The organism is Chachezhania antarctica (genome assembly GCF_003646465.1).
In the GTDB taxonomy this organism is placed as follows: domain Bacteria; phylum Pseudomonadota; class Alphaproteobacteria; order Rhodobacterales; family Rhodobacteraceae; genus Chachezhania; species Chachezhania antarctica.
In genome coordinates this window covers 252,755-275,572 of record NZ_QZEX01000003.1, presented here as the reverse complement: position 1 = coordinate 275,572, position 22,818 = coordinate 252,755, and the positions used below count along the sequence as shown (strand labels likewise).

Annotated in this window: 21 protein-coding genes; 8 read left to right on the top strand and 13 right to left on the bottom strand. The window is 64.1% G+C overall.

What is annotated here, in order from left to right; genetic code table 11:
- Window positions 1-30: 30 nt before the first annotated feature.
- Genes D4754_RS08445 through D4754_RS08425 form a run of 5 tightly spaced genes read right to left on the bottom strand, consistent with a single transcriptional unit; the run spans window position 31 to window position 5,508 of the window.
- Window positions 31-1,038, bottom strand: a complete 1,008-nt coding sequence (locus tag D4754_RS08445; protein ID WP_121062578.1) for an ABC transporter ATP-binding protein — start codon at window positions 1,036-1,038, stop codon at window positions 31-33.
- Window positions 1,035-2,030 carry an ABC transporter ATP-binding protein gene (locus tag D4754_RS08440; RefSeq protein WP_121062577.1) on the bottom strand — a complete coding sequence of 332 codons (996 nt, stop codon included), beginning with the start codon at window positions 2,028-2,030 and terminating at the stop codon, window positions 1,035-1,037. The genes D4754_RS08445 and D4754_RS08440 overlap by 4 nt, the downstream gene beginning before the upstream one ends.
- Window positions 2,030-2,902, bottom strand: coding sequence for an ABC transporter permease (locus tag D4754_RS08435; RefSeq protein WP_121062576.1), 873 nt, complete (start codon window positions 2,900-2,902; stop codon window positions 2,030-2,032). Before D4754_RS08435 ends, D4754_RS08440 begins: the two co-directional genes overlap by 1 nt.
- The gene (locus tag D4754_RS08430) at window positions 2,899-3,867 is read right to left on the bottom strand and encodes an ABC transporter permease (protein ID WP_121062575.1); all 969 of its coding nucleotides are present in this window, start codon (window positions 3,865-3,867) and stop codon (window positions 2,899-2,901) included. The genes D4754_RS08435 and D4754_RS08430 overlap by 4 nt, the downstream gene beginning before the upstream one ends.
- Before the next feature lie 57 nt (window positions 3,868-3,924).
- Entirely contained in the window at window positions 3,925-5,508 is a 1,584-nt protein-coding gene (locus D4754_RS08425; protein ID WP_163025842.1) for an ABC transporter substrate-binding protein, read from the bottom strand.
- Between the two features lie 120 nt (window positions 5,509-5,628).
- Between D4754_RS08425 and D4754_RS08420 the strand changes: the two genes are divergently transcribed.
- From D4754_RS08420 to D4754_RS08410, 3 genes are read left to right on the top strand one after another with little or no spacing between them, the layout of a single operon-like run.
- On the top strand, window positions 5,629-6,246 hold the full coding sequence (locus tag D4754_RS08420; RefSeq protein WP_163025841.1) for a helix-turn-helix domain-containing protein: 618 nt from the start codon (window positions 5,629-5,631) through the stop codon (window positions 6,244-6,246).
- Between the two features lie 20 nt (window positions 6,247-6,266).
- Window positions 6,267-7,916 (top strand): amidohydrolase, encoded by a 1,650-nt coding sequence (locus D4754_RS08415; protein WP_121062572.1) that lies wholly within the window; start codon window positions 6,267-6,269, stop codon window positions 7,914-7,916.
- Window positions 7,913-8,836: a CobW family GTP-binding protein gene (locus tag D4754_RS08410; RefSeq protein ID WP_121062571.1), complete on the top strand. Its 924-nt coding sequence runs from the start codon at window positions 7,913-7,915 to the stop codon at window positions 8,834-8,836. The genes D4754_RS08415 and D4754_RS08410 overlap by 4 nt, the downstream gene beginning before the upstream one ends.
- Here D4754_RS08410 and D4754_RS08405 read toward each other — a convergent pair.
- Together D4754_RS08405 and tcuA are read right to left on the bottom strand one after the other, a co-directional pair.
- Window positions 8,833-10,539 carry a Hint domain-containing protein gene (locus D4754_RS08405; protein ID WP_121062570.1) on the bottom strand — a complete coding sequence of 569 codons (1,707 nt, stop codon included), beginning with the start codon at window positions 10,537-10,539 and terminating at the stop codon, window positions 8,833-8,835. The two genes, D4754_RS08410 and D4754_RS08405, sit on opposite strands and share 4 nt — an antisense overlap.
- 375 nt (window positions 10,540-10,914) lie before the next feature.
- Entirely contained in the window at window positions 10,915-12,414 is a 1,500-nt protein-coding gene (gene tcuA / locus D4754_RS08400; protein WP_121062569.1) for an FAD-dependent tricarballylate dehydrogenase TcuA, read from the bottom strand.
- A gap of 175 nt (window positions 12,415-12,589) precedes the next feature.
- Between tcuA and D4754_RS08395 the strand changes: the two genes are divergently transcribed.
- From D4754_RS08395 to D4754_RS08380, 4 genes are read left to right on the top strand one after another with little or no spacing between them, the layout of a single operon-like run.
- Entirely contained in the window at window positions 12,590-13,981 is a 1,392-nt protein-coding gene (locus tag D4754_RS08395) for an MmgE/PrpD family protein (RefSeq protein WP_121062568.1), read from the top strand.
- A 30-nt stretch (window positions 13,982-14,011) separates the two neighbouring features.
- Window positions 14,012-14,878: a MaoC/PaaZ C-terminal domain-containing protein gene (locus tag D4754_RS08390; RefSeq protein WP_121062567.1), complete on the top strand. Its 867-nt coding sequence runs from the start codon at window positions 14,012-14,014 to the stop codon at window positions 14,876-14,878.
- A gap of 28 nt (window positions 14,879-14,906) precedes the next feature.
- The gene (locus tag D4754_RS08385; protein WP_121062566.1) at window positions 14,907-15,314 is read left to right on the top strand and encodes a Zn-ribbon domain-containing OB-fold protein; all 408 of its coding nucleotides are present in this window, start codon (window positions 14,907-14,909) and stop codon (window positions 15,312-15,314) included.
- Window position 15,315: 1 nt separating this feature from the next.
- Window positions 15,316-16,455 carry a thiolase C-terminal domain-containing protein gene (locus tag D4754_RS08380; RefSeq protein ID WP_121062565.1) on the top strand — a complete coding sequence of 380 codons (1,140 nt, stop codon included), beginning with the start codon at window positions 15,316-15,318 and terminating at the stop codon, window positions 16,453-16,455.
- Between the two features lie 45 nt (window positions 16,456-16,500).
- On the opposite strand, the gene D4754_RS08375 is transcribed toward D4754_RS08380, so the two are convergent.
- Genes D4754_RS08375 through D4754_RS08365 form a run of 3 tightly spaced genes read right to left on the bottom strand, consistent with a single transcriptional unit; the run spans window position 16,501 to window position 19,124 of the window.
- Window positions 16,501-16,920, bottom strand: a complete 420-nt coding sequence (locus tag D4754_RS08375; RefSeq protein ID WP_121062564.1) for a PaaI family thioesterase — start codon at window positions 16,918-16,920, stop codon at window positions 16,501-16,503.
- The gene (locus tag D4754_RS08370) at window positions 16,917-18,074 is read right to left on the bottom strand and encodes an acyl-CoA dehydrogenase family protein (RefSeq protein WP_121062563.1); all 1,158 of its coding nucleotides are present in this window, start codon (window positions 18,072-18,074) and stop codon (window positions 16,917-16,919) included. The genes D4754_RS08375 and D4754_RS08370 overlap by 4 nt, the downstream gene beginning before the upstream one ends.
- Window positions 18,075-18,098: 24 nt before the next feature.
- The gene (locus D4754_RS08365) at window positions 18,099-19,124 is read right to left on the bottom strand and encodes an NAD(P)H-dependent flavin oxidoreductase (protein WP_121062710.1); all 1,026 of its coding nucleotides are present in this window, start codon (window positions 19,122-19,124) and stop codon (window positions 18,099-18,101) included.
- A 92-nt stretch (window positions 19,125-19,216) separates the two neighbouring features.
- Here D4754_RS08365 and D4754_RS08360 point away from each other — a divergent pair, with 92 nt between their 5' ends.
- Window positions 19,217-19,606, top strand: a complete 390-nt coding sequence (locus D4754_RS08360; protein WP_163025840.1) for a PaaI family thioesterase — start codon at window positions 19,217-19,219, stop codon at window positions 19,604-19,606.
- Window positions 19,607-19,627: 21 nt separating this feature from the next.
- Here D4754_RS08360 and D4754_RS08355 read toward each other — a convergent pair whose 3' ends face one another.
- From D4754_RS08355 to D4754_RS08345, 3 genes are read right to left on the bottom strand one after another with little or no spacing between them, the layout of a single operon-like run.
- Window positions 19,628-20,971, bottom strand: a complete 1,344-nt coding sequence (locus D4754_RS08355) for a TRAP transporter large permease (protein WP_121062561.1) — start codon at window positions 20,969-20,971, stop codon at window positions 19,628-19,630.
- 13 nt (window positions 20,972-20,984) lie between these two features.
- Entirely contained in the window at window positions 20,985-21,557 is a 573-nt protein-coding gene (locus tag D4754_RS08350) for a TRAP transporter small permease (protein ID WP_121062560.1), read from the bottom strand.
- Window positions 21,545-22,612: a C4-dicarboxylate TRAP transporter substrate-binding protein gene (locus D4754_RS08345; RefSeq protein ID WP_163025839.1), complete on the bottom strand. Its 1,068-nt coding sequence runs from the start codon at window positions 22,610-22,612 to the stop codon at window positions 21,545-21,547. Before D4754_RS08345 ends, D4754_RS08350 begins: the two co-directional genes overlap by 13 nt.
- Between the last annotated feature and the right edge of the window lie 206 nt (window positions 22,613-22,818).

The following is a 22,818-nucleotide window of genomic DNA, read 5'->3' as shown; positions in this document are numbered from 1 at the left end:
GACGGCAGGCAGGTCAGTAGGGGACGGGGATCAACCTGCGGGCAGGCTTTCGGCCTGGGCGATGGCGATGGCGGCAAGGTCGGGTTCTTCGGCGCGGTGGCAGGCGACGGCATGGCCGCCCTCGATCACGCGAAGGGGCGGGGTGGTGGCGCGGCAGCGGTCTTCGGCAAAAGCGCAGCGCCCGGCGAAACGGCAGCCTTCGGGGGGCGAGATCGGCGACGGCGGATCGCCCTTCAGCCGGATCCGCGCGTTCCCGTCCAGCCCGATCCGTTCCGGGCTGGGCACGGCCGAGATCAGCGCATGGGTGTAGGGATGGAGCGGCCGGGTGAACAGTTCCTTGCGCGATCCGATCTCGACGATCTGGCCCAGGTACATCACGGCGATCTGGTCGCAGAGATGCTGCACCACCGCCAGATCGTGCGAGATGAAAAGGTATGACAGCCCCAGATCGCGCTTCAGCCGCCCCAGCAGGTTCAGGATCTGCGCCTGAATGGCCACGTCGAGCGCCGAGACGGGCTCGTCACAGACGATCAGCCCCGGATTGGTCGCCAAGGCGCGTGCGACGCCGATCCGCTGGCGTTGTCCGCCGGAAAACTGGTGCGGGAACAGATCTTTCTGGTCGGGGCGGAGGCCCACCAGCGCGAACAACTCGTCCACGCGGGCGTCGCGTTCTGAAGGCGAGCCGATCTCCAGCAGGTCCATCGGGCGGCGCACGATGGATCCGGCGCGTTCGCGGGGGTTCAGGGACGCATAGGGGTCCTGGAACACCACCTGGATATCGCGGCGGGCCTTCTTCAGCTCGGCACCTGAGACATGGGTGATGTCGCGCCCGTTCAGGCGCACGGTGCCAGAGGTGATATCGGTCAGCCGGGCGCAGGCCATGGCGGCGGTCGTCTTGCCCGAACCGCTTTCCCCCACCAGCCCGAAGGCCGTGCCGGGGGCCAGCGTGAAGGACAGCCCGTCGACCGCATGGACCTTGCCGCCCTTGCCGGTCGGGAAATGGACCTTGAGGTTTTCGACCTCCAGCACGTTCGTCATGCCGCGACCTCCGTTTCAAGCCAGCAGGCGACCTTCCGTCCGTCCGCCCGCACCTCCAGCGCCGGGTTTTCATCCCGGCAGCGGGGCATGACCCGGTTGCAGCGCGGCGAGAAAGGGCATCCGGGGCGGTTCAGGTCGCGCGGGGCCGGAACGACGCCAGGGATTTCGAACAGGTCTTCGACCTCGTCACTGGGCGGCATCATCAGGCGCGGAATGCAGGAGACAAGGCCGCTTGTATAGGGATGGCGCGGATCGCGGACGAACTGGGCCACCGGGCCTTCTTCGATCTTGCGGCCGGCATACATGACCATCACCCGGTCGGTCATCTGCGCCACCACGCCGATATCGTGGGTGATCAGGATGATCGCCGCCCCGATCTGCCGCTTCAGGTCCTGAAACAGGTCGAAGATCTGGGCCTGCACGGTGACGTCGAGCGCCGTCGTCGGCTCGTCCGCGATCAGGATCTTGGGCTCGCACACCAGCGCAATCGCGATCATCACCCGCTGGCGCATCCCGCCCGACAGCTGGTGCGGGTAGTCGTACGCCCGCTGGTCAGGCGACGGGATACCCACCAGCGACAGCATTTCGACCGCGCGCTTCCACGCCTTGGCCTTCGACAGGCCGAAATGCACGCGCGCGGTTTCGGCGATCTGCTCGCCGATGGTATAGACGGGGTTGAGCGAGGTCATCGGCTCCTGAAACACCATCGAGATGTCGTTGCCGCGGACCTGGTTCAGGCGCTGTTCGCGGGCGCCGACAAGGTCTTCGCCTTCGAACAGGATCTGGCCCTTGGTCACGCGGCCCGGCGGAGACGGCACAAGGCCCAGCAGCGACAGCGCGGTGATGGACTTCCCGCAGCCGCTTTCGCCGACGATGCCCAGTGTTTCGCCATGGGCCAAATCGAAGGACAGGTCGCGCACGACGGGGATGTCGGTGCCGTCGCTGCGAAACGCGATCTCCAGATCGCGGACGGACAGGAGGGGCGTTGTCATCAGCGTTCCCTCAGCTTGGGATTGAAGGCATCGTTCAGCCCGTCGCCGATCAGGCTGATCGCCAGCACGGTCAGGAAGATGCAGAGGCCGGGGAAGGTCACACCCCAAGGGCTGTCGAGGATGTAGGGGCGGTTGTCGCCGATCATCCGGCCCCAGCTGGTGCTGTTGGGATCGGACAGGCCCAGGAAGGACAAGCCCGCTTCGAACAGGATCGCGGTGCCGATGGCCAGCGCGCTGACCACGATCAGGGGCGGGGCCGCGTTGGGCAGGATCACCCGCCAGATCAGCCGCGTGTTGCCCGCCCCAATGGAGCGTTCGGCCTTCACGAAATCCATTTCGCGTATGCGCATGAACTCGCCCCGCGTCAGGCGCGCGGTGGAGGTCCACGACACGATGCCGATGGCAATCGAGATGTTCAGAAGATCCGGCCCGAACAGCATCACCACGACCATCGCGAACAGGAGGTTCGGCAGGACCTGGAAGAACTCCGTCACCCGCATCAGGAAATTGTCGACCCGCCCGCCGAAGAACCCGGCCAGCGCGCCCACGCTGATGCCGATGGCGACGGTGATCAGCGCGGCGGCAAAACCCACCGCCAGCGTCACCCGGCCGCCATTGATCAACCCGGCCAGCAGATCGCGGCCAAGGTAATCGGTGCCCAGCACGTATTCGGATGTGCCCGGCGGGGTCAGCGGCATCCACACCATGTCGCGCGGGGGGACGGTATAGATGTAAGGCCCCAGCAGAGAGATCACGATGATCGCGATCAGGATCCCCAGCCCCAGCACGGCGGCATGGTTCTGGCGGAACATCCGCCACGCCTGCATCGAGGGCGAGACCGGCTTCGGAGCGGTTGTCGTCACGTCGGTCATCGGGCTTTGATCCTTGGGTCGATGATGCGGTAGACGAGATCGGTCAGCACGTTCATCACCACCACCATCATGGACGAAAAAAACAGGATCCCCAGCAGCGTGGGCGTGTCGCGCCTGAGGATCGATTCAAAGGCCAGCGTGCCAAGGCCGGGCCAGGCGAAGACGGTCTCCACCAGCACGGCGCCGGAAATCAGCTGACCGAATTGCAGCCCGGCGAAGGTGACGACGGGCAGGATCGCGTTCCTGAGCGCGTGTTTGTAGATCACCAGCCTCTGCGGCATCCCCTTGGCGCGGGCGGTACGGACATAGTCCGAGCCCAGAACTTCCAGCATCGAGGCGCGGGCGAGGCGGCTGTAGAAGGCCAGGTAGATCGTGGCCAGCGTCAGTGCGGGCAGGATCAGGTGGTGCAACACGTCCAGCACATGGGCGATCCCCCCGGCTTCGGACGTGGCGGATGTCATGCCGGAAATCGGCAAGAGCGGGATGGAGACGGACAGCAGCAGAATCAGCATGATGCCAACCCAGAAGACGGGAGCCGAGAAGCCCGCGAGCGCGATCACCGTCACGAAATGCGACAGGATCGACCGTCGTTTCTGCGCGGAGAAGACGCCCAGCACCGTGCCGATGATCATGGCCGTCATCAACGCCGTGATGACCAGCAGCATCGTGGCGCCGATACGGTCCCAGATTAGTTGCGTCACCGGTTGGCCGTAGTAGGTGGACATGCCCAGATCGCCCGTCAGCACGTTGCCCAGATAGGTTCCGATCTGCACGATGAAGGGCTGATCCAGCCCGTACTGCGCGCGCATCTGCTCGATCATCTCGGGCGTGGCGCCGCCCATCTCGCCCACGATGGCCTCCACCGGATCGCCCGGCGCGATGTGGATCAGCGTGAAGTTCAGAACCAGCACGGCCACCAGCAGCACGACGGCATTGCCAAGCTTGTTCAACGATCCCTTGAGCACGTCAGGTCCTTTCAGAAAGGGCAGGGGCCGGACGCGTTGGGCCAGCCCCGTACCGGATCACTCTTCGATGTAGACGTCGACCATGGGTGCCAGACCGCCGAAAGGCGACGCAGGCAGACCCTTGACGTTGTCCCGATAGACGGTGACCGAGAAATCCTGCGGCATGTAGATCAGCGCAAGATCGTCCTGGGCCAGCTTCTGGATGTCGGCGTAAAGGGCCTTGCGGGCCTCCGGATCGGTTTCGACCGACGCGGCGTCGAGCAGCTTGTCCATCTCGGGGTTGCAGTACCCTTGGGTGTTCGACCAGATCACGTTCTTGATGTTGTCGCAGTCGAAGTGACGGTGCACGCCGATGGTGGGATCGGGATAGTTGAAAGACCCGTTCATCGTGGCATCGTAATCCCACGCCGCGATCCGCTTCACCCATGTCCCAAAATCGGGTGCCCGGCGCAGTTCGACGTCGATATCCAGCTTGGCAAGCTGCGCCTGCGTGTACTCGGCCATCGGTACATGGGCCTGCGGCGCCCAGGACGGCACGTCCAGCACGAAGGAGAACCGCGTGCCATCGTCACCCACCGGGTAGCCGGCTTCGTCCAGCAGCTTGGCGGCAAGCTCCATATCGGGTTCGTACATGGCGACCTCGGCCGTGTAGAACGGGTTGCCGGTGTGCAGGGGGCCGGTGCCGGCCGCGGTCTTGCCGCCGAAGATGACCTTGGCCAGGAAATCGGTGTCGATGGCATGGGCCAGGGCCTGCCGCACCTTCAGATCGCTGAACGGCTTTTCACGCAGGTTCAGTTCAAGATAATGCACGTAGCCGATGGCATCGTAGCCGTCGGTTGTCACGTTCACACCGTCGGCACGCTCAAGCCGCGGCCAGTCGGTGGGGCGGATGCCTGCGAAACCGGCATACTCCACCTCGCCCTTTTCCAGCATCAGCATCCGGGTCAGCGGATCCTTCACCAGCGGATAGACGATCCGGTCGAGCTTGGGCTTGCCCTCGATGAAGAAATCTTCGTTCTTCACCAGCACCAGACGTTCGGCGGGGTTGTTCTCGGACACCTTGAAAGGGCCCGACCCGATCACATTTTCCATGTTGCGCGGGTGGGATTTCACTTCCTGTCCGTCGCCATAGATGTGTTGCGGGATCACCGGCATCAGCATCGGCTGAAGCGAGACCATCAGGCTGGGTGTCGGTTCGCTCAGGTGCACGACGACGGTATCGTCATCCGGCGTCTCGATGCTGGAGATCTTGCCGAACATCGCCTGCCCGAACGGGTGGTTGGCCGCGACCGTCTCGAACGAGAACTTCACGTCTTCCGAGGTGATGGGCTCGCCATCATGGAAGGTCGCGCCGTCGACCAGATCGAAGGTGACGGTCAGGTTGTCTTCCGAGACCTCCCAGCTTTCGGCGAGGTACGGTTCGATCGCGTAATCCTCTCCCACAGACACGAGGCCCGCGAAGATTTGCGAGCCCGGAGCACCGGTGGCGGCGCCGGACTGGACGGCCGGGTTCAGAGACCGGAAGCCCGAGGTATAGCTTGTCATCGTACCCTGGGCCTGAGCGGTCGACGCGACTGCAACCGTGGCCACAACGGCGGCGGAGACGAATCGTGTCAGTGATCGTGCTTGCGTTAAGCGCATGTGTATCCCCTGATGGATATGGAACGCCGCTTCGTGCGGCTGAAAATTTTGCCTTGCAATTTCACAGCATGCGGTGAAACTGAAAAAATGCAAACGAAATTTCACATCAGTGAGATTTCCGTGACATATACTGGGGAAATGATGAAAGTTCAGTCCGACACAGACGGCACCGGGAAGCCGGAAGTTGCAGTGGGTCACCAGATCAGGGAACTGCGCCGCGCCCGCGGGCAGACACTGACGGAACTGGCCACAAGCATCGGCCGGTCCGTCGGTCATCTGAGCGAACTTGAACGCGGCATCACGCCGATCACCATCGAAACCCTGTCCCAGATCGCCGAGGCGCTGGATGTGTCGATCAGCTGGTTCTTTTCGGCCCCGTCCTCGGAAGACCTGCCCGAAAGCCGCTATGTCATCCGCCGCGGCAAACGGCGCGAGATCAATCTCAGCCAGGCCGGCCTGCGCGAGGAACTGCTCTCGCCCAATCTCACGGGCTCGATCCAGATGGTGCTGACGACCTTCGCCCCCGGCGCCGGCACGGGCGAGGAAGGCCGTGAACGCAAGGGTGATGAAGGCGGCTTCGTCGTGTCGGGCCAGCTTGAACTGGTGGTCGACGGGCTGACGATCCAGCTTGAACCCGGCGACAGTTTCCAGCTGGCAGGGCAGGGCCACCACCGCTGCCACAACCCGGGCGCTGTCGATGCCGTCATCGTCTGGTGCTTCGGCTCCACCAAATTCTAGACGCTCAGGAAGTGCTGCCCATGTCGCCCATCACGGTTTTCACCGCCCGCAAGATCATTACCATGAACGCCTCCATGCCCGAAGCCACCGCCGTGGCCGTGCGCGATGGGCGGATCATCGAGGTGGGCACGCTCGATACCCTGAAACCCTGGCTCGACAGCCATCCGCACGAGATCGACGACCGGTTCGCGGACCACATCCTGATGCCGGGTTTCATCGACCCGCACCTGCATCCGACGCTGGGTGCCACGCTGATGACCTGCCATTTCATCACCGCGATGGAATGGAAGCTGCCCGACCGGACGTGCCCGGCCGTCACCTCGCACGAGGCCTACCTGAAACGGCTGGCCGAGATCGTGGAAGGCGAGGGCGCCGAGGAAGAGATCATCGTGACTTGGGGTTTCCACCGGATCTGGCACGGCAACGTGGACCGCGCGGCGCTGAACAAGGTGTCGGCGACGAAGCCGATCTTCGTCTGGCAGCGGTCCTTCCACGAGATCGTCGCCAACGACGCCGCCATTGCCTGGCTTGGCACCGCGCGCGAGGATCTGGAACGCCACCCGCAGATCGACCTGGAGACCGGCCGTTTTTTCGAAACCGGCATGGCCATCGCCGTGCAGGGCATGAACAAGATCCTGCTGTCGCCCCAACGCTACATGCGCGGGCTTGAGCTGGTGAAGCAGACCGTCCACCTGGGCGGCCACACGACGATTGGCGAACTGGCCTATCCGCTGATGAACGACCAGATGGAATGGCAGGTCCTGAGCTTCGCGCTGGACCAGCCGGAAACGCCGTTCCGGATGAAGATCGTCCCCCGCGCCATGCAGCGCGGCACGTTGGACGGCAGCCCCGAGGACGACGCCAAACGGGTCGAGGCCTTCCACGAACGCAGCACGCAGAAGCTGTTCTTCGGAAGTTCCATCAAGCTCTTCACCGATGGCGGTTTCTTTGCCGAACTCATGCAGATGCGCGATCCGGGCTTCATCGACGGGCACGACGGCGAATGGCTGATGGCACCCGAGGCGTTCGAAACCTATGCGCGCACCTTCTGGAAGCTGGGCAAGCAGATCCACGTGCATTGCACGGGCGACATGGGGCTGGAACTGGCGCTGGACGTGTTGCAGAAACTGCAGGACGAAAAGCCCCGCTTCAACCACCGCTTCACCATCGAACATTTCGGCGTGTCGAACCCCGAACAGGTGCCGCGGATCAAGGACCTTGGCGCGATTATCTCGGCCAATGTCTACTACGTCCATGAACTGGGCGAGGCGTACTGGCAGAAATCGATCGGGTTTGAACGCGCATCGCAGATGGCGCGGCTGGGCTCGGTCGAACGGGCCGGCATTCCCTTTGCGCTGCACTCCGATTTCACCATGGCCCCCGCGATGCCGCTGAATTCGGCCTGGGTGGCGGTGAACCGGATCGCGGAATCCGGCGCGGTGCTCTGCCCCGAAGAATGCGTGTCGGTCCACGCCGCGATGCGCGCGATCACCATCGACGCGGCCTATGTCATAGGGATGGAGGACGAGATCGGCTCGATCCGCGCCGGGAAGAAGGCCGACTTCACGGTGCTGAAGCAGGACCCCTATGCCGTGGCGCCCGAAACCCTGCGCGACATCCCGATCTGGGGCACCGTCTTCGAAGGCCAGCCCTTCCCGATCGCGACATGAGCCGTATCCCTGTCACGGTCCTGTCCGGCTACCTTGGGGCCGGCAAGACGACGATCCTGAACCATGTCCTGTCCGGGCCCGCAGGGGCGGGCATGGGAGTGCTGGTGAACGACTTCGGGCAGGTCAACATCGACGCCGCCCTTGTCAGCCGCCGCAACGAGAACGTGGTGGAACTGTCGAACGGCTGCGTCTGCTGTTCGATCGGTGACGACCTGGGCGAAACGCTGACCGCCATCGCCAACTGGCCCACCAAGCCGGAGCGTCTGTTGCTGGAGGCAAGCGGCGTGGCCAAGCCGTCGCGCGTTGCCATGACGGTCGGCCACTGGCCGGGCTTCGAGCTTGACGCGATCATCACCGCCGCCGATGCCGAAACCGTCATGACCCGGGCGCGGGACAAGTACGTGGGCGCGCTGGTGCGCAACCAGTTGCAAAGCGCCGACATCGTCGCCCTGACGCGCGGGGATCTGGTCGGTGACGAAAAACTGGGTGAGGTTACGGGCTGGCTCCGCACGCTCGACCCCGCCGCGCGGGTGGTGAGGGCGTCGATGGGCCGGGTTCCGGCAGAAGTGCTGACGGGCGCGGGGCCACGCCGCCATGGGGCGGTGCCAGACGATGCCCATGCCCATTTCTCGACCGACACATGGTGGCCGGACGGGCCGGTCGACATGGACGCCCTCGGCGAGGTTCTGAAAACCCTGCCACCGGGTGTTCATCGCGCCAAGGGCTTCGTGGTGGATGCCCGGACCGGCGAAGGCGTGATCGTCCAGCTTGTCGGCACGCGCTGCACCCTGGCGCCAGTACCGGGAGGGGCCGCGTCCTGCGTCGTCATCATCGCCGCGGGCGATGACCGGGACACGGCGCTAACCGAGACCCGCGCCCGCCTGAAGGCCTGCATTCGCTCAGGGGTCGGGGCGGCCTAGCCGGCGTGCCGCTGCAACGGCCTGTGGTGCTTGCCGTGCCGCTTCAGCAGCGACTTGATCTTGCCGCGCTTCTCAAGAAAGGGACGCGCCTGGGCAAAGACCGGGGCCGAGGCCGCGATTATGTCGGGGAAGATGATCGCCAGTTCCTGCTTTGCGGCCTGGGGCAGGGCCTTGATCGTCTCGCGGCCAAGGTACAGGCTTTCGGTGGCACAGCCGTTCGAGAAGACGATCTCGTGACCATGGCACATGATATGGACATAGTGGATGCCGTCGGCCGGCAGAACTGTTTCGATCCCGGCATAGCCCACCAGCTTGACCGCGGGCAGCAGAATCTGCGCGCTGCCGGTCATGCGTTCCGAGATCGCGGAATCCACCAGCACCCGGTGCTGCGGTGAAACGATCAGGTCCGTGCTGGGGTTGCCGTTGCCAAGCGCGCCCGCCGGAATGCGGACAGGCCGCAGGTTCGGCCGCGCCATCAGTTCCAGCGCGCAAAGTTTGCGCTGCCCGATCCATTCCAGCGCCACCGGGCCGCGATCCATCGTCAGGACAAGGTCGCCCGGGGACAGGTTTTCGACCGGGGTCGGGCCGTCCGGTGTTTCAATCAGCGTTCCCGCCGTAAAACAGGGGACGGACGATCCCATGGATTCGAAATCGTCGTACGAGATCCACCGCCCGCTGGGCAGCTGGATGTTGCCCGAGTCGACGGTGTAGGTCATCCCGTCTTCCACGGTAAACGTACCGTTATTGTTGTCGTAGACGACGGTGCCTACCGGCACGACGAACAGATCCTGCCCGCTGCCCCCGTCGATCCCGCCATAGACGATCGTGTCTTCCGTGATCGCAACGATATCCTTGCCACCGCCCGCCTCGATCCCGCTGTTGAAGGTCCCGCCGTTGACGATGATGGTGTCGTCGCCGTGGCCCGTTTCGACCTCGTCATGGACGGTCGTGTTGGTGAAGGTCAGATGGTCGTCGCCGCGGCCCGTGTCGATATCGTCGTTCACGAGGCTGTCGGTGAAGGTCAGAGAGTCATTACCGCTCCCGGTTTCGATGTCTCCGCTGATCTCGGTATCGGTGAAGGACAGCGTGTTGTCCCCGTCACCCGCATTGATTCCGTTCGCGATGACCGATCCGTCCGTGAAGGTGATCGTGTCGTTGCCATCGCCGGTCTGCATTTCGGGATTGATCTGCGCACCCGAGCCCGTGACGGTGTCGTCACCGTCCCCGGTGTTGAATTCCGAATTCACCATGACACCGTCGAGCGTGATATCGTCGTCACCATCGCCGGTATCGATGCCGCCGATCCGGTGCGACAGGGTGCCCGTCGCTTCAATGGTGTCGTTGCCGCCGCCGGTTTCGATCCCGTCATGCACGGTGGAATTGTCGAGGCTGATGTGATCCTCGCCGCTGCCGCTGGAGATTTCGTGATGGATCAGGCTGTTGGTGAGGCTGGCTGTGTTGTTGCCGCCGCCAAGCTCCAGGTCGGCCGCGGTGGAACCCGTCATCGTGACGTCATCGTCCCCGCCGCCCATCGAGATGCCGCTGTACATGTTCGGCGCGTTCGTGATGGTCGCCGTATCGGGGCCGTCGGCCGCCTCGATCCCGCTTACGTTGGATTGGGTCGGGCCGCCAGAGACCGAGCCAGACGTACCAACAACCACGAACGTATCCCCCGAGGGGTTCGCACCGACCAGAACAACCATTTACTCGCCTTCCACCACTTCTCTTGTTAACCGGTATTACGCGCCCGCGCGGCAAGAACCACCCCGAAAACGGCCTTCTGCTGCAAGAATCGCGCCTCGGGCAAGGAACGTTTCCGTGATGCGCGCATATTTCCACCTTTAATAAACATGAAACCCGTACCGGTTGTGCGCCGCGGCGCATCGGGAGGCATGTCACGCGATGCGCAGATATCGGCCGGCGTCTTCCACCATGTCCGGCAAGGGTTGGCAAGGTTCGATATAAGCAAAGGTAAATGCGCGGGTGGCGGTCAGGGCAGTCCCGCGGGGCCTGAAACGGCCGGTCCCTGACGCAAAAGGCGGCGGCCAGAAGCCGCCGCCTTGAGAGGTCTGCTACCGTCAGGCGACCGCGCGCGCCTCGGCCCCGCAATAGGCGGCGGCACTTTCGCCCGCCAGCTTGCCGAAGACGGACCCCGACATCAGGCCGGTGCCGCCCGGGTAGTTTTCGTAGAACAGGCCGCCCACCAGTTCTCCCGCTGCATAAAGGCCGGGGATCGACTGGTCGGTCATGTCCTGAACTTCACCCTTCGTGTTGATCTGCAGACCGCCGAAGGTGAAGGTGATGCCCGTGGTGCAGACGTAGGCCTCGTAGGGCGGCTGGTTGATCGGCAGCGCCCAGTTGGTCTTTTCGACCTCCAGCCCCTTCGTCGTCACGCCATCCAGTACCGACGGGTTGTAGTCGCCGCCCTGACAGGCGTCGTTATAGTCCTGCACCGTCCTGGCCAGCTTCTCCGGGTCCAGGTCCAGCTCGACGGCCAGATCCTCGATCGTGTTCGCGGTGGCCTTGGTGACCTCCTTGATCCGGTATTCGTCGCGCAGGCGGTGGATCGTCTGCTGGTCGAAGATCTGGATCGCGGTGCGGTTCGGCTGGGCCATGATCTCGCGCCCGTACTTGGCGTAGGTCAGGTTGCGGTAATCCGCGCCCTCATCGACGAAACGCTCGCAATCCGTATTCACCATGATGCCCAGCGGGTACGAGTGCTTCTGGAAGTTGTCCAGCACCCAGCGGTCGCCATAGGGCGGGGCCGAGATATCCCATTCGCAGGCATGGCACGACGACCAATTGCCAAAGGGCTTGGCGCCGATTTCCAGCGCGGCCTGGATGCCTTCGCCCATGTTGTGACGGGTGCCCCGCACGCGGCACAGGTCCCAGCCCACGCCAAGGTAGCGCACGCGCCACTGCTGGTTGGATTCGAACCCGCCACAGGCCAGGATCACCGACTTGCCGTGGATCTCTCCGTACCCCTCCTTGGTGCGGGTCTTCACGCCCGTCACCGTGCGGTCGTTCGATTGCAGCAGGCCGATGGCGGCGGTGCCGTAGCGGATCTCGATCCCCAGCTTCTCGGCGCGCTGGATCTCGGCCTCGACCAGACCTGCGCCGCCACCGACGGCTTCGATGTTCACGCCGCCGTAGAAATGATGCTTGCCGTCCACCAGATAGGACTGGCGCCCGAACATCGGCACGAAGCGGATGGCGTGGCTGCGCAGCCATGCCATGGTCGAACGCGACTTGTCGACCAGAAGCTGGGCCAGTTCCTCGTCCGTCTGGTAGCGCGTGACCTCGCGCATCTGGTCCATGAAGAATTCGCGGGAATGGGGCGGCAGGATAATCTGGTTCTGCTCTTCGTCCGACAGGTCGGTCAGGATGTCTTCCATGACATCCTCCAGCCCTTCATGCGCAAAGCGGAAGCCACCGGCGGTAAAGTATGAATTGCCGCCGCGCTCATCCTCGGGCGCGCGTTCCAGCACCAGGGTCTTCGCTCCGTTCTCCTGCGCCGACAGGGCCGCACAGAGAGCCGCATTACCGCAGCCGACGACGATCACGTCATATTCGCTCAACACTCATCTCCTTTTCAGATCCGCGGGTGCGGCAGATGGCACAGCCAAGCATATCCCGCCTGTGACCGCGGTATATATGGCCGAGTCTCTGGCTGTGGTCAACTGTTGACATTAGGAAGGAGCTGCGGCACCTTCCGTCATCGTGAGAGGCAGGCGCCGACGGGGAAGGGTGGATATGGACGGGCATCGAACGGAAACGGGCACGCTGTCGGAGTCGCTGGCGGCCTTTGCCACGGGCCTTCGGTACGAAGACATCCCGGCCCCGGTTATCGACCGCGCGCTGATCCATATTCTTGACGCGCTGGGGATCGCGGTCGCGTCGCGGACCTTCGCCTTTACCGGCCCCACCCTGACGGCCGTCGCCGCCCTGTCGGGGGGCGGATCGGGCACGATCATCGGATCGACCGCGGGTGCCGCGCCGCGGGATGCCGCGATGGCCAATGGCGTGCTGATTCACGGGCTGGACTACGACGACACCCATCTTCAGGCCATCGTGCACGCCACCGTCGCGGTGCTGCCCGCGGTCATGGCCACGGCCGAGCATTGCGGCGCATCGGGTGCCGAGACGCTCACCGCCTTCTGCATCGGGATGGAGGCCGCCGTCCGCATGGGCGCGGCCGTGAAGGGCGGCTTTCACCACACCGGGTTTCATGCGACGGGCGTTCTGGCGCATTTTTCCTCCGCGCTGGCCGCCGGGCGGCTGACCGGCGCCAGTGAGACCGACCATATCAACGCGCTGGGGATCGCGGGGAGCACCGCCTCCGGCATCCAGGTGTTCCTTGAAGACGGCGCATGGACCAAGCGCCTTCATCCCGGCTGGGCAGCGGCGGGCGGCATGACGGCAGCGACGCTCGCGCGCGCGGGCTTCCGCGGGCCTAAGCGCGCCCTCGAAGGCCGGTTCGGCCTGTTCGAAACGCATCTGCATGGCTGGGCCAAGGACGTCGACGCCAGCTACCTGACCGACGGGCTGGGCGAGACATGGATGATGCAGGACACGGCGTTGAAGCCTTACCCTGTCTGCCATTTCATCCACGGGGCCACTGACGCCGCGCTTGACCTGCGGGACGAGATCGCGGGGGCGGGAATCGAGGCGGTGGACATCCTGCTGCCGGCCGACACGCTGAAGATCGTGGCCGAACCGATCGAGGGCAAGCGCCACGCCGGCACCGAGTACGAGGCCAAGTTCAGCGCGCCCTTCGTGATCGCGTCGGCCCTGCTGAAGGGCCGGTTCGGGCTGGCGGATCTGAGCGACGAGGCGCTGTCAGATCCCGCAACGCGGGCGCTGGCGGCAAAGTGTAGCTGCGCCGCGGATCCCGACAGCCTGTACCCGGACTACTTCTCGGGCGGTGTCAAAGTTCATCTGGCAGATGGACGCACGCTCTCCCGGCACGTGCCGGTCAACAGCGGCGCAGGTAGCCGGCAGTTGACGCTGGACGAGGCAACCCGGAAATTCCTTCAGAACACAGGCCTTGCCCTCGACGATACGCAGGCGATGGCGATCCGGGCCGCCGTGCTGGACCTTGCATCCGGGGGCATCGCGCCCCTGATGCGGGCGCTGCAGGCCTGATCGCGGACGGAGAAATGACACAGGTGACCCATGCCCATCGACTATGACAAATTGCTGGCCCGGCCGTTCCCCCAGATCGAACAGCCCTATTCCGCGCGCGACACGATCCTTTACGCGCTTGGCATCGGCGTTGGCGCCGACCCGCTGGACGAAGACCAGGTGCGCTTCGCATTCGAGGAGGCAGAGGGTTTCGCGCCCCTGCCCACCATGCCCGTCGTGATGGCCGGCCCCGGATTCTGGGTGCGCGAACCCGACACCGGTGTGACGTGGGAACAGGTGCTGCACGGCGAACAGCGGCTGACACTCCACAACCCGATGCCGTCCGAAGGCATCGCCGTGGGCCAGACCCGGATCGACGGCATCGTCGACAAGGGCGAAGGGAAGGGTGCGCTGATCTACGTCGCGCGCGAGATCCACGACAAGGCCACGGGCACGCATATCGCCACTTCGGTCTCGACCACCTTCGCCCGGGCGGATGGCGGGTTCGGCGGCCCGGATGGCCCCACGCTGCCAGTCAGCGCGCTGCCGGACAGGGCGCCGGACATGGCGGATGAAGTCACCACAGTCCCTCAGGCCGCGCTGATCTACCGGTTGTCGGGCGATACCAACCCGCTCCACGCCTCGCCATCCGTCGCCACGCAAGCCGGGTTTCCTGCGCCGATCCTGCACGGGTTGTGCTCCTACGGGATCGCGGGCTGGTCAATCCTGCGGTCGTGCTGCGGCGGCGACCCGGCGAAGCTGAAACAGCTTGACCTGCGGTTCTCCTCGCCCGTCTTCCCGGGCGAAACCCTGCGGACGGAGATCTGGCGCGATGGCACCGACGTGTCGTTCCGCACAAGCGTGGTCGAACGCGACAAGGTCGTTCTGAACAACGGCTATGCACGCATAGCACCCTGACGCGTACCCAAGACGAGAAAGGCCGATCATGACGGATCGCTTCGTTCCCAAACCCACCCCCGAAACCCGCCACTACTGGGATGGCGCCAAGGCGGGCGAGCTGCGGCTTCAGCGCTGCACCGCCTGTCAGCAGACCTATTTCCCGCCGCGCCCCTTCTGCCCGGAGTGCGGATCGCGCAGTGTCGCCGTCTACACGGCGTCGGGGAATGGCACCCTGTACAGCTACATCATCAACAATATCGGCGCCCCGGGGCGCGAGCCGCCCTTTGCCGTGGCCATCGTGGAACTGGAAGAAGGCCCGCGGCTGATGTCGAACATCGTGGAGTGCGACCAGACGCCGGAAGCGCTGGTGCTGGACATGCCCCTGGAAGTCACCTTCGAGGTCCTGACCGACGAGATCACGCTGCCGCAGTTCAAACCGGCGAAAGGTGCCTGAGATGACCCCGAATTCCGTTGCCATCGTCGGCGCCGCCGAAACCACCAATCTGGGCAAGCTGCCCGACATGGGCCAGGTCATGCTGCACGCGGATGCGGCGCTGAACGCGATGAAGGACGCGGGTTTAACCGCGAAGGATATCGACGGCGTCGCCACCGCCGGCCACAACCCGGCCGAGCTGGCGCATTACCTTGGCATCACGCCCACCTGGGCCGATGGCACCTCGGTCGGCGGCTGTTCCTACATGATCCATATCCGCCATGCGGTGGCCGCGCTGGAATCGGGGCTGTGCAACACCGTCCTGATCACCCACGGCGAAAGCGGGCGCAGCCGGGCAGGGGCTCTGGCCTCTCCCGTGTTTGCCAACCACTATGACCAGCAGTTCGAGCTTCCCTACGGCGTGTCTATCGCGCCGACGCGGTTCACGCTGCCTGTCATGCGGATGATGAAGGACACCGGGCTGACAGTCGAACAGCTGGCCATGGTTGCCGTGGTCCAGCGCGAATGGGCGGCGTTCCATCCCCGTGCCTCGTACCGCGATCCGATCACCGTCGATGACGTGATGAATTCGAAGATGATCGCCTACCCGTTCCGCAAGCTGATGTGCTGCCTTGTGACCGATGGCGGCGGCGCGCTGATCCTGACGCGGGCCGACCGCGCGATGGATTTCCCGACGAAGCCGGTTTATGTCCGCGGCGTGGGCGAAAGCCTGGAAAGCCCGGCGATCAGCCAGATGGCCGACATGACATCGTCGCGCGCGTTCAGGACCTCTGGCAAGCTGGCCTTCGACAGCGCCGGGATCAGCCATGCGGACGTCGACCACCTGATGATCTACGACGCCTTCGCGCATCTGCCGATCTACGGGCTGGAAGACCTGGGCTTTGTCGGGCGGGGGGAGGCCGGACCCTTCATCGCCGAAGGCAACACCCGCCCGGGCGGCAAGCTGCCGCTGAACACGAATGGCGGGGGCCTCAGCTACATGCATTCGGGGATGTACGGGATGTACGCCCTGCAGGAAAGCGTTCGCCAGATGCGGGGGATTTCGCCCGCCCAGGTGGACGGCGCCGAAATCTCCGTCTGCCACGGTGTGGGCGGCATGTTCACCGCCTCGGGCACGGTCGTGATGACCAACGTCGCCTGAGGATCGGCGAAGACCCGGCGCGGTTCTCCCCTGCGCCGGGTCACTTCATTTCATCATCTTGAAGGAGCCTGAGGCCTTGGCGATCAGCCGGCCGGTCTCGTCTTCGACCTGCGCATCGCAGAAGGCGATGGACCGGCCCCGTTTCACGCAGGTTCCGATCCCGAAGATCTTGCCGCCGGTCACGCCGCGCACGAAGGACGCGTTCAGCGACAGCGTCACCGCGGCCCGGCCAAGCGCCTTGTCCGATCCGTGGGTCAGCGCGGCCCCGCAGGCGTGATCCAGCAGCGTCAGCAGGACACCCCCGTGCACCGTGGGGATGCCGTTCAGGTGCCATGCGTCCAGATCCAGCTCTACCAGGCCCCAGTTGGGCCTTATGGCGATGGTGCGCGTGCCGACATAATCGCCGAAACCCCGCATGTCCGGCGTGGGCGCGGGCGGTGTCACGGGCGGTGTGGCGAGCGTCATTTCGAAACGTGGGACTTGATCAGGTCACGTCCGATCAGTTCGCGCATGATCTCCCCCGTGCCGCCCGCGATCCGCATCATGCGGGCATCCGTCCACGCGCGGGCGATGGGATATTCCCACATGTAGCCGTAGCCGCCGTGCAGTTGCAGGCAGGTGTCCAGCACTTCCGACTGGATCTCGCTGGCCAGCATCTTGGCCATGGCGGCGTCGATGGCCGTCAGCTCTCCCGCCACATGCATCTCGATGCAGCGATCCAGGAAGACCCGCAGCATGACCGAGCGCGACCGTATCTCGGCCAGCTTGAAGCGGGTGTTCTGGAAGTCGGCCACGGCACGGCCAAAGGCCTTGCGCTCGGTGGTGTAGTCCAGCGTCCATTCCAGCGCGGATTCCACCGAAACGGTCGACCGGATCGCTTGCAGCAGCCGTTCCTGGGGCAGTTCGTCCATCAGCTGGGCGAAGCCGCGGCCTTCCTCGCCGATCAGGTTGCCCACGGGCACGCGAACGTCGTGGAAGAACAGCTCGGACGTGTCCTGCGCCTTGTAGCCGACCTTTTCGAGGTTGCGGCCTTTCGTGAACCCTTCCCGGTCGGCCTCGACAAGGATCAGGCTGACGCCCTTGGCCCCGGCTGCCGGGTCCGTCTTGGCGGCCAACACGATGAAATCGCACATCTGGCCATTGGTGATGAAGACCTTCTGGCCGTTGATGACATAGTCATCGCCATCGCGGATCGCGGTGGTACGGATCTCCTTCACGTCGGACCCGGCCGATGGTTCCGACATGCCGATGGCGCCGATCGCCTCGCCCCGTGCCATGCGCGGCAGCCATTCGGATTTCAGCGCCTCGGAGCCATAGTTCAGGATATAGGGCGCCACGATGTCGGAATGCACCGCGAACCCGGGGCCGGAGTAATTGTGATAGGAGAACTGCTCCTGCACCACGGTGGCATACAGGAAATCGACGCCGACACCGCCGTATTGTTCGGGGATCGTGGTGCACAGCAGCCCGACTTCGCCCGCCTTGGTCCACAGCGCGCGGCTGACCTGGCCGTCCTTTTCCCACTGGGCATGATAGGGGGCCACGTTGTCGGCGATGAAACGATCCACGACATCGCGGAACATCTCGTGATCGGAATCGAATAGGGTGCGTTTGAACATGGGGGCCTTCCCGGTACTAATGGATCAAAGGATGCTTTGAAGGTGATCGCGCGCGGCCGTGTATTCGGCGATCAGTGTTTCCACGATCTCGGCCACCGGTTGCGATTGCTGAACGAAGCCAAGCGCCTGGCCCGCGTAGACCATCCCGCGCGAGGTATCGCCATCGGCATAGGTCTTCAGCGCGACACTGCCCGCGACATGGGGCAGAAGCGGCTCGATCCCGGCGTCGGGGTTGGCGCGCTCCAGCTCCGCCACGGTGCGCGTGGTATCGTTGATGAGGCTCCGCGCATTGTTGCGCACGGACCAGAGGGAAATCGTCGTGTCGTTTTCGGTCGCGGCACATAGGGCGGCCTTGTAGCCATCGTGCGCGGGGATCTCCGACGAGACGAGGAACCGCGTGCCCATCAGCACGCCGGACGCGCCCATGGCCATCGCGGCAAGCAGCTGGCTGCCATGGCCGATGCCGCCTCCGATCAGGTAGGGGATCTTCAGCCGCTTCTGCGCAAGCGCTGCGTTGACGATGGACCCCACGGCATTCGGCCCCGGATGGCCGCCGCATTCCCAGCCGACGATTGTCACCATGTCCACACCAACGCTCTGCGCCTTTTCCGCAAAGCGGAGGCCCGGGACCTTGTGCAGCACCTTGATGCCCGCGCCCTGCAGCACCGGAAGGTACGGATCGGGGCTGCGGCCCGCGGTTTCGACAAAGCGCACGCCCTCATCCGCCACGACCTGAACGATCTGTTCGATCCGTTCGTGCACAGCCGATTTCGGCAGCATCGCGATGTTCACGCCAAAGGGCAGGTCACCGCACAGGTCCTGGGCCTTGCGGATTTCCGCCCTGAGCGCGTCATCATCCGGCAGGTGGTTCGCCGTCATGAACCCGATGATTCCGGCCTTCGCGCACCCCGCCACGTATTCGGCATTCGCCAGGAACTGCAGCCCGCCCGCGACCACGGGAAACCGCGTGCCGAACATGTCGGTCACCGCCGTGCGCACAACGGGCGCATTCGCGGTCGTCACGGTGCTGAGGGTTGCGGCTGAGGTCATCTGCATTCCTTCGCTGTTATGTATACTGTCATATGTTGACAATTATGCCGTCGCAATCGAAATTCCACCCGTTCAACGGGCAGGAGGCTCAAATGACGGCACATGCGGAAATCTACGGCTTTGGGGGTCATATCGGGATCAATGTCGATGCGCTCGACAATGGAGAGTCCCGGTTGTCGCTGGAGCTTCAGGATCATCACCGGAACTTCTTTGGCATCGTGCACGGCGGCGTCCTGCTGACGATGCTGGACCAGACCTGCGGCGCCGCACTGCGCAGCACGCGGGCACCCGGTGGCCCGCAGGGCAGCGTGACCGTCGATCTTCAGACGGTGTTCGTAGCGCCCGCGAAGGGCGACACGCTGCATGCGTTCGGCACCTGCCTGCGGTCCGGCCGATCCATCGCGCATTGCACCGCGCGGATCGAGGATGACGAAGGCACGCTGGTCGTCACGGCGACCGGCGTCTTCAAGCTGATCCACTGAACCCCGCATCCCGACGACACCTTAAAACATTGTCGTCGGGAGCAGCAGGGAGATCATCGGGAACGTCACCAGCAGCCCCAGCACGATCAGGTCGCCCACAAGGAACTTGGCCACCCCGAAGAAGATCGTGTGCACCTGGATTTCGCGCGTGACCACGCTGTTGATGACGAAGACGTTCAGCCCCACAGGGGGCGAGATCAGCCCGATCTCCAGCAGCTTGACCACGATCACGCCGAACCAGATCAGATCCAGCCCCATGTTTTCGACCAGCGGCACAAGGAAGGGCAGCGTCAGCAGCATGGTGCCCAGCGGATCAAGGAACATGCCCATCACAAGGTACAGCAGCACGATGCACAGCAGGATGAACCAGTCGGAAAAACCGCTATTGGCGATGAAATCGGCAAAGTCGCGCGTGACGCCGGACAGCGACACGAAGGACACGAAGATCTTGGCGCCGACCGCGATCAGGAACAATGCGGCCGTCTGCGCCGCGGTTTCGCGAAGCGAGAGCAGGATGTCCCCGAAGGACAGCGTGCGCCAGACAAGGCCGTAGAACAGCATGAAGGCAACGCTGATCGCCGCGGCCTCCGTCGCGGTGAAGATGCCGCCGTAGATGCCGCCAATGATCGTGCCCATCAGCACGAAGGCGGGCCAGGCCTGCAGCAGGGCCATCAGGCGTTCGCCGATGCCAAGGTCCTCTGCCACCTTGGGCGCCACGTCGGGGCGCAGTTTCACCCAGATCACCACGGTGATGATGTAGCCCAGAAGGCTGAGAAGGCCGGGCAGGACGCCCGCAAGGAACAACCGGCTGACCGAGGTTTCGGTGAAAAGCCCGTAGATGATGAACAGGACCGAAGGCGGGATCAGCGCGCCCAGCGTGCCGCCGACCGCGACGGAGGCCGTCGAAAGCTGCGGCGAATACTTGTACTTCAACATCTCGGGCACGCAGATCTTCCCCATGGAAGACGCGCAGGCCATGCTTGACCCCGTGATCGCGGAAAACCCGCCGCAGCCGATCAGCGAAGCCACGGCCAGACCACCCGGCACCTGCGCCAGCCAGATCCTGACGGCAAAGTAGATCTTCGTCGTGACCTTGGAATGAAAGGCGAGGTGCCCGGCAAGGATGAACATGGGCACCATGCTGAGCTCATAGGAATGCAGGAACTCGTAGGCGTTCGACTGGATCAGCCCCAGCGCCGGGCGGAAGCCGCGATCCAGGTCGAATTCGGTGCCCGGCCGCCACGAATAGGCGACCAGCGTGCAGACCGTGGCCACCGACACCAGCGTGAAGGCGATCGGGACCCGCAGGGCAAGCAGGATGAACACGGCGCAGAAGCCGTAGATGCCGATGGTACTGATATCCATGAAACCGGTCCGGTCAGAGATCCGCGTGCGCGGGATCGTCGTCTTCGATCACGCCGAGCACACAGAGAAGATCGTGAATGATGAGATCCGTCAGGCGCAGCAGGAACACGGTCACACCGATGATGTAGACGAAGTAGCCCGGCCATTCGGGCAGGTTCAGCGTGCCGAAGAAATAGCTGCCTTCGGTCCACGTCCTGAGCCCGGCCTTGCCCGCGGCGATCGAGATCGGGATCAGCGCGGCCAGACCCACGGCCGAGGCAAGGATATCCAGCCACAGGCGGGCCTTGCGTCCGGCGCGGTTGGTGAAGATCTCGACCGCGACAAAGCCGCGCTCGGCGGCGACATAGGCGAAGGACAAGCTGATCGCGGCGACCATCATCTCGCCGATGATCGACACTTCGTCGTACAGCTTGCCGGCGAAGAAGGTCCGCAGCACGATGCCCGTGGCCACGTACAGCGACATGGCAAGGATCATCAGGGCGGCGATGGTCAGGAAGACCTTTTCCATGCCCCCCAGCACGCCCCGCGATTTGCGCCAGGCGGGCACGAAGAATGCCCGCCTGTCAGGGCCGTTTAACGGGTCCATGGGTAACCTTTTTCGTCACGCTCCTTGGTGTACTTGGCCAGAAGCTCGCGGTACTGGGTCATCGCGGCGTCGGCGTCATAGCCTGCGGCGGCGAATTCGTCCTTCCATTCCTGGATGTACTTCTCGCTTGCGTCCGCCAGCATCGCGGTATCGTCGGCCGATGCGTGAATGACCTGCACGGGCTTGCCGTAACCGTCGTTTTCCAGCGCGTTCAGCGCTGCATCGTGCTGTTCGATCAGCAGCTGCGCCTGACGGTCGGTCAGGGTGACGCCGGCCTCGATCAGGGCGGCCTGCTGGTCTTCGGTCAACCCGTCATAGACATCCTTGTTGATGCCCGACGCGATGCCCACGACCTGGCCCCAGTCAACCACCAGAACCTGGTCGATCACTTCCCAGAACTTGTAGGGATCGATGGTGTACAGATAGACCTGCGAGCAATCCAGAAGCCCGGAATCCAGCGACTGGTAGATGTCGCCGAAGGTCAGGCTGACGCTGGTCGCGCCCATGTCGGACAGCGCCTGGCTGTAAAGCCCCGCACCGCGGACCTTCTTGCCCTGCAGATCGGCCACGCCCTTGATGTCCGCGCCGTTGCACATGAACTGGCCGGCGGTGGTGTGGATCGCGCCGAAATAGACCACGTTCTGACGCGACAGCGCGTCGATCATGTCCGGGTTTGTCGTCATCAGGTCGTACATCGCGCGCGAGCCGACCCATGCATCACCGGAATCGCCAATGGGCAGGTCGCCGATGCGCAGGGCTTGCAGTTCCTTCGGGTTATAGGCCCCGATCAGCGTGCCCATGTCGGCGGTGCCGACGGCCACGCCATCAAGGATCGCACCCCATTTCAGCAGGGCCCCGCCCCAGTGAAACTCGACCCCCAGCTCGTTGTTGGTCAGATCCGAAAGGTTCGTTCCGAACTCTTCGAGCGCGATGGCCTTCGCCCCGCGGTTGGGGCTGCCTTCGACATAGCGCAGCATCATTTCCGCGTTTGCCGTTGCGGCGGCGAAGGGCAACAGGGCACATGTCAGTGCGCCGGAATACAAAAGTGAATTCATTTCCACCTCCCAGTTTGTGATCCATGAGAATGACCTGCCGGTAGGTGTCCGCCTGTGCCGAATTGCCATGCTTTCGCACGGGTCACGCGTGTCGTGCCCTGCAATTCTGCCGGATCTTCTTGGCACCGAAGTTCATGCTCGCCGTGCAGAGTGGTAAACTGTCGCCTGTCAAAGTGTCAACAGTTGATTGTTTTTCATGAGCCGGC

Excerpts from the sequence above, each read along its gene's own strand:
- D4754_RS08445 (WP_121062578.1), bottom strand. The coding sequence starts at position 1,038 with ATGACGAACGTGCTGGAGGTCGAAAACCTCAAGGTCCATTTCCCGACC.
- D4754_RS08440 (WP_121062577.1), bottom strand. The coding sequence starts at position 2,030 with ATGACAACGCCCCTCCTGTCCGTCCGCGATCTGGAGATCGCGTTTCGC.
- D4754_RS08435 (WP_121062576.1), bottom strand. The coding sequence starts at position 2,902 with ATGACCGACGTGACGACAACCGCTCCGAAGCCGGTCTCGCCCTCGATG.
- D4754_RS08425 (WP_163025842.1), bottom strand. The coding sequence starts at position 5,508 with ATGCGCTTAACGCAAGCACGATCACTGACACGATTCGTCTCCGCCGCC.
- D4754_RS08415 (WP_121062572.1), top strand. The coding sequence starts at position 6,267 with ATGTCGCCCATCACGGTTTTCACCGCCCGCAAGATCATTACCATGAAC.
- D4754_RS08410 (WP_121062571.1), top strand. The coding sequence starts at position 7,913 with ATGAGCCGTATCCCTGTCACGGTCCTGTCCGGCTACCTTGGGGCCGGC.
- D4754_RS08405 (WP_121062570.1), bottom strand. The coding sequence starts at position 10,539 with ATGGTTGTTCTGGTCGGTGCGAACCCCTCGGGGGATACGTTCGTGGTT.
- D4754_RS08395 (WP_121062568.1), top strand. The coding sequence starts at position 12,590 with ATGGACGGGCATCGAACGGAAACGGGCACGCTGTCGGAGTCGCTGGCG.
- D4754_RS08390 (WP_121062567.1), top strand. The coding sequence starts at position 14,012 with ATGCCCATCGACTATGACAAATTGCTGGCCCGGCCGTTCCCCCAGATC.
- D4754_RS08385 (WP_121062566.1), top strand. The coding sequence starts at position 14,907 with ATGACGGATCGCTTCGTTCCCAAACCCACCCCCGAAACCCGCCACTAC.
- D4754_RS08380 (WP_121062565.1), top strand. The coding sequence starts at position 15,316 with ATGACCCCGAATTCCGTTGCCATCGTCGGCGCCGCCGAAACCACCAAT.
- D4754_RS08375 (WP_121062564.1), bottom strand. The coding sequence starts at position 16,920 with ATGACGCTCGCCACACCGCCCGTGACACCGCCCGCGCCCACGCCGGAC.
- D4754_RS08370 (WP_121062563.1), bottom strand. The coding sequence starts at position 18,074 with ATGTTCAAACGCACCCTATTCGATTCCGATCACGAGATGTTCCGCGAT.
- D4754_RS08365 (WP_121062710.1), bottom strand. The coding sequence starts at position 19,124 with ATGACCTCAGCCGCAACCCTCAGCACCGTGACGACCGCGAATGCGCCC.
- D4754_RS08360 (WP_163025840.1), top strand. The coding sequence starts at position 19,217 with ATGACGGCACATGCGGAAATCTACGGCTTTGGGGGTCATATCGGGATC.
- D4754_RS08355 (WP_121062561.1), bottom strand. The coding sequence starts at position 20,971 with ATGGATATCAGTACCATCGGCATCTACGGCTTCTGCGCCGTGTTCATC.
- D4754_RS08350 (WP_121062560.1), bottom strand. The coding sequence starts at position 21,557 with ATGGACCCGTTAAACGGCCCTGACAGGCGGGCATTCTTCGTGCCCGCC.
- D4754_RS08345 (WP_163025839.1), bottom strand. The coding sequence starts at position 22,612 with ATGAATTCACTTTTGTATTCCGGCGCACTGACATGTGCCCTGTTGCCC.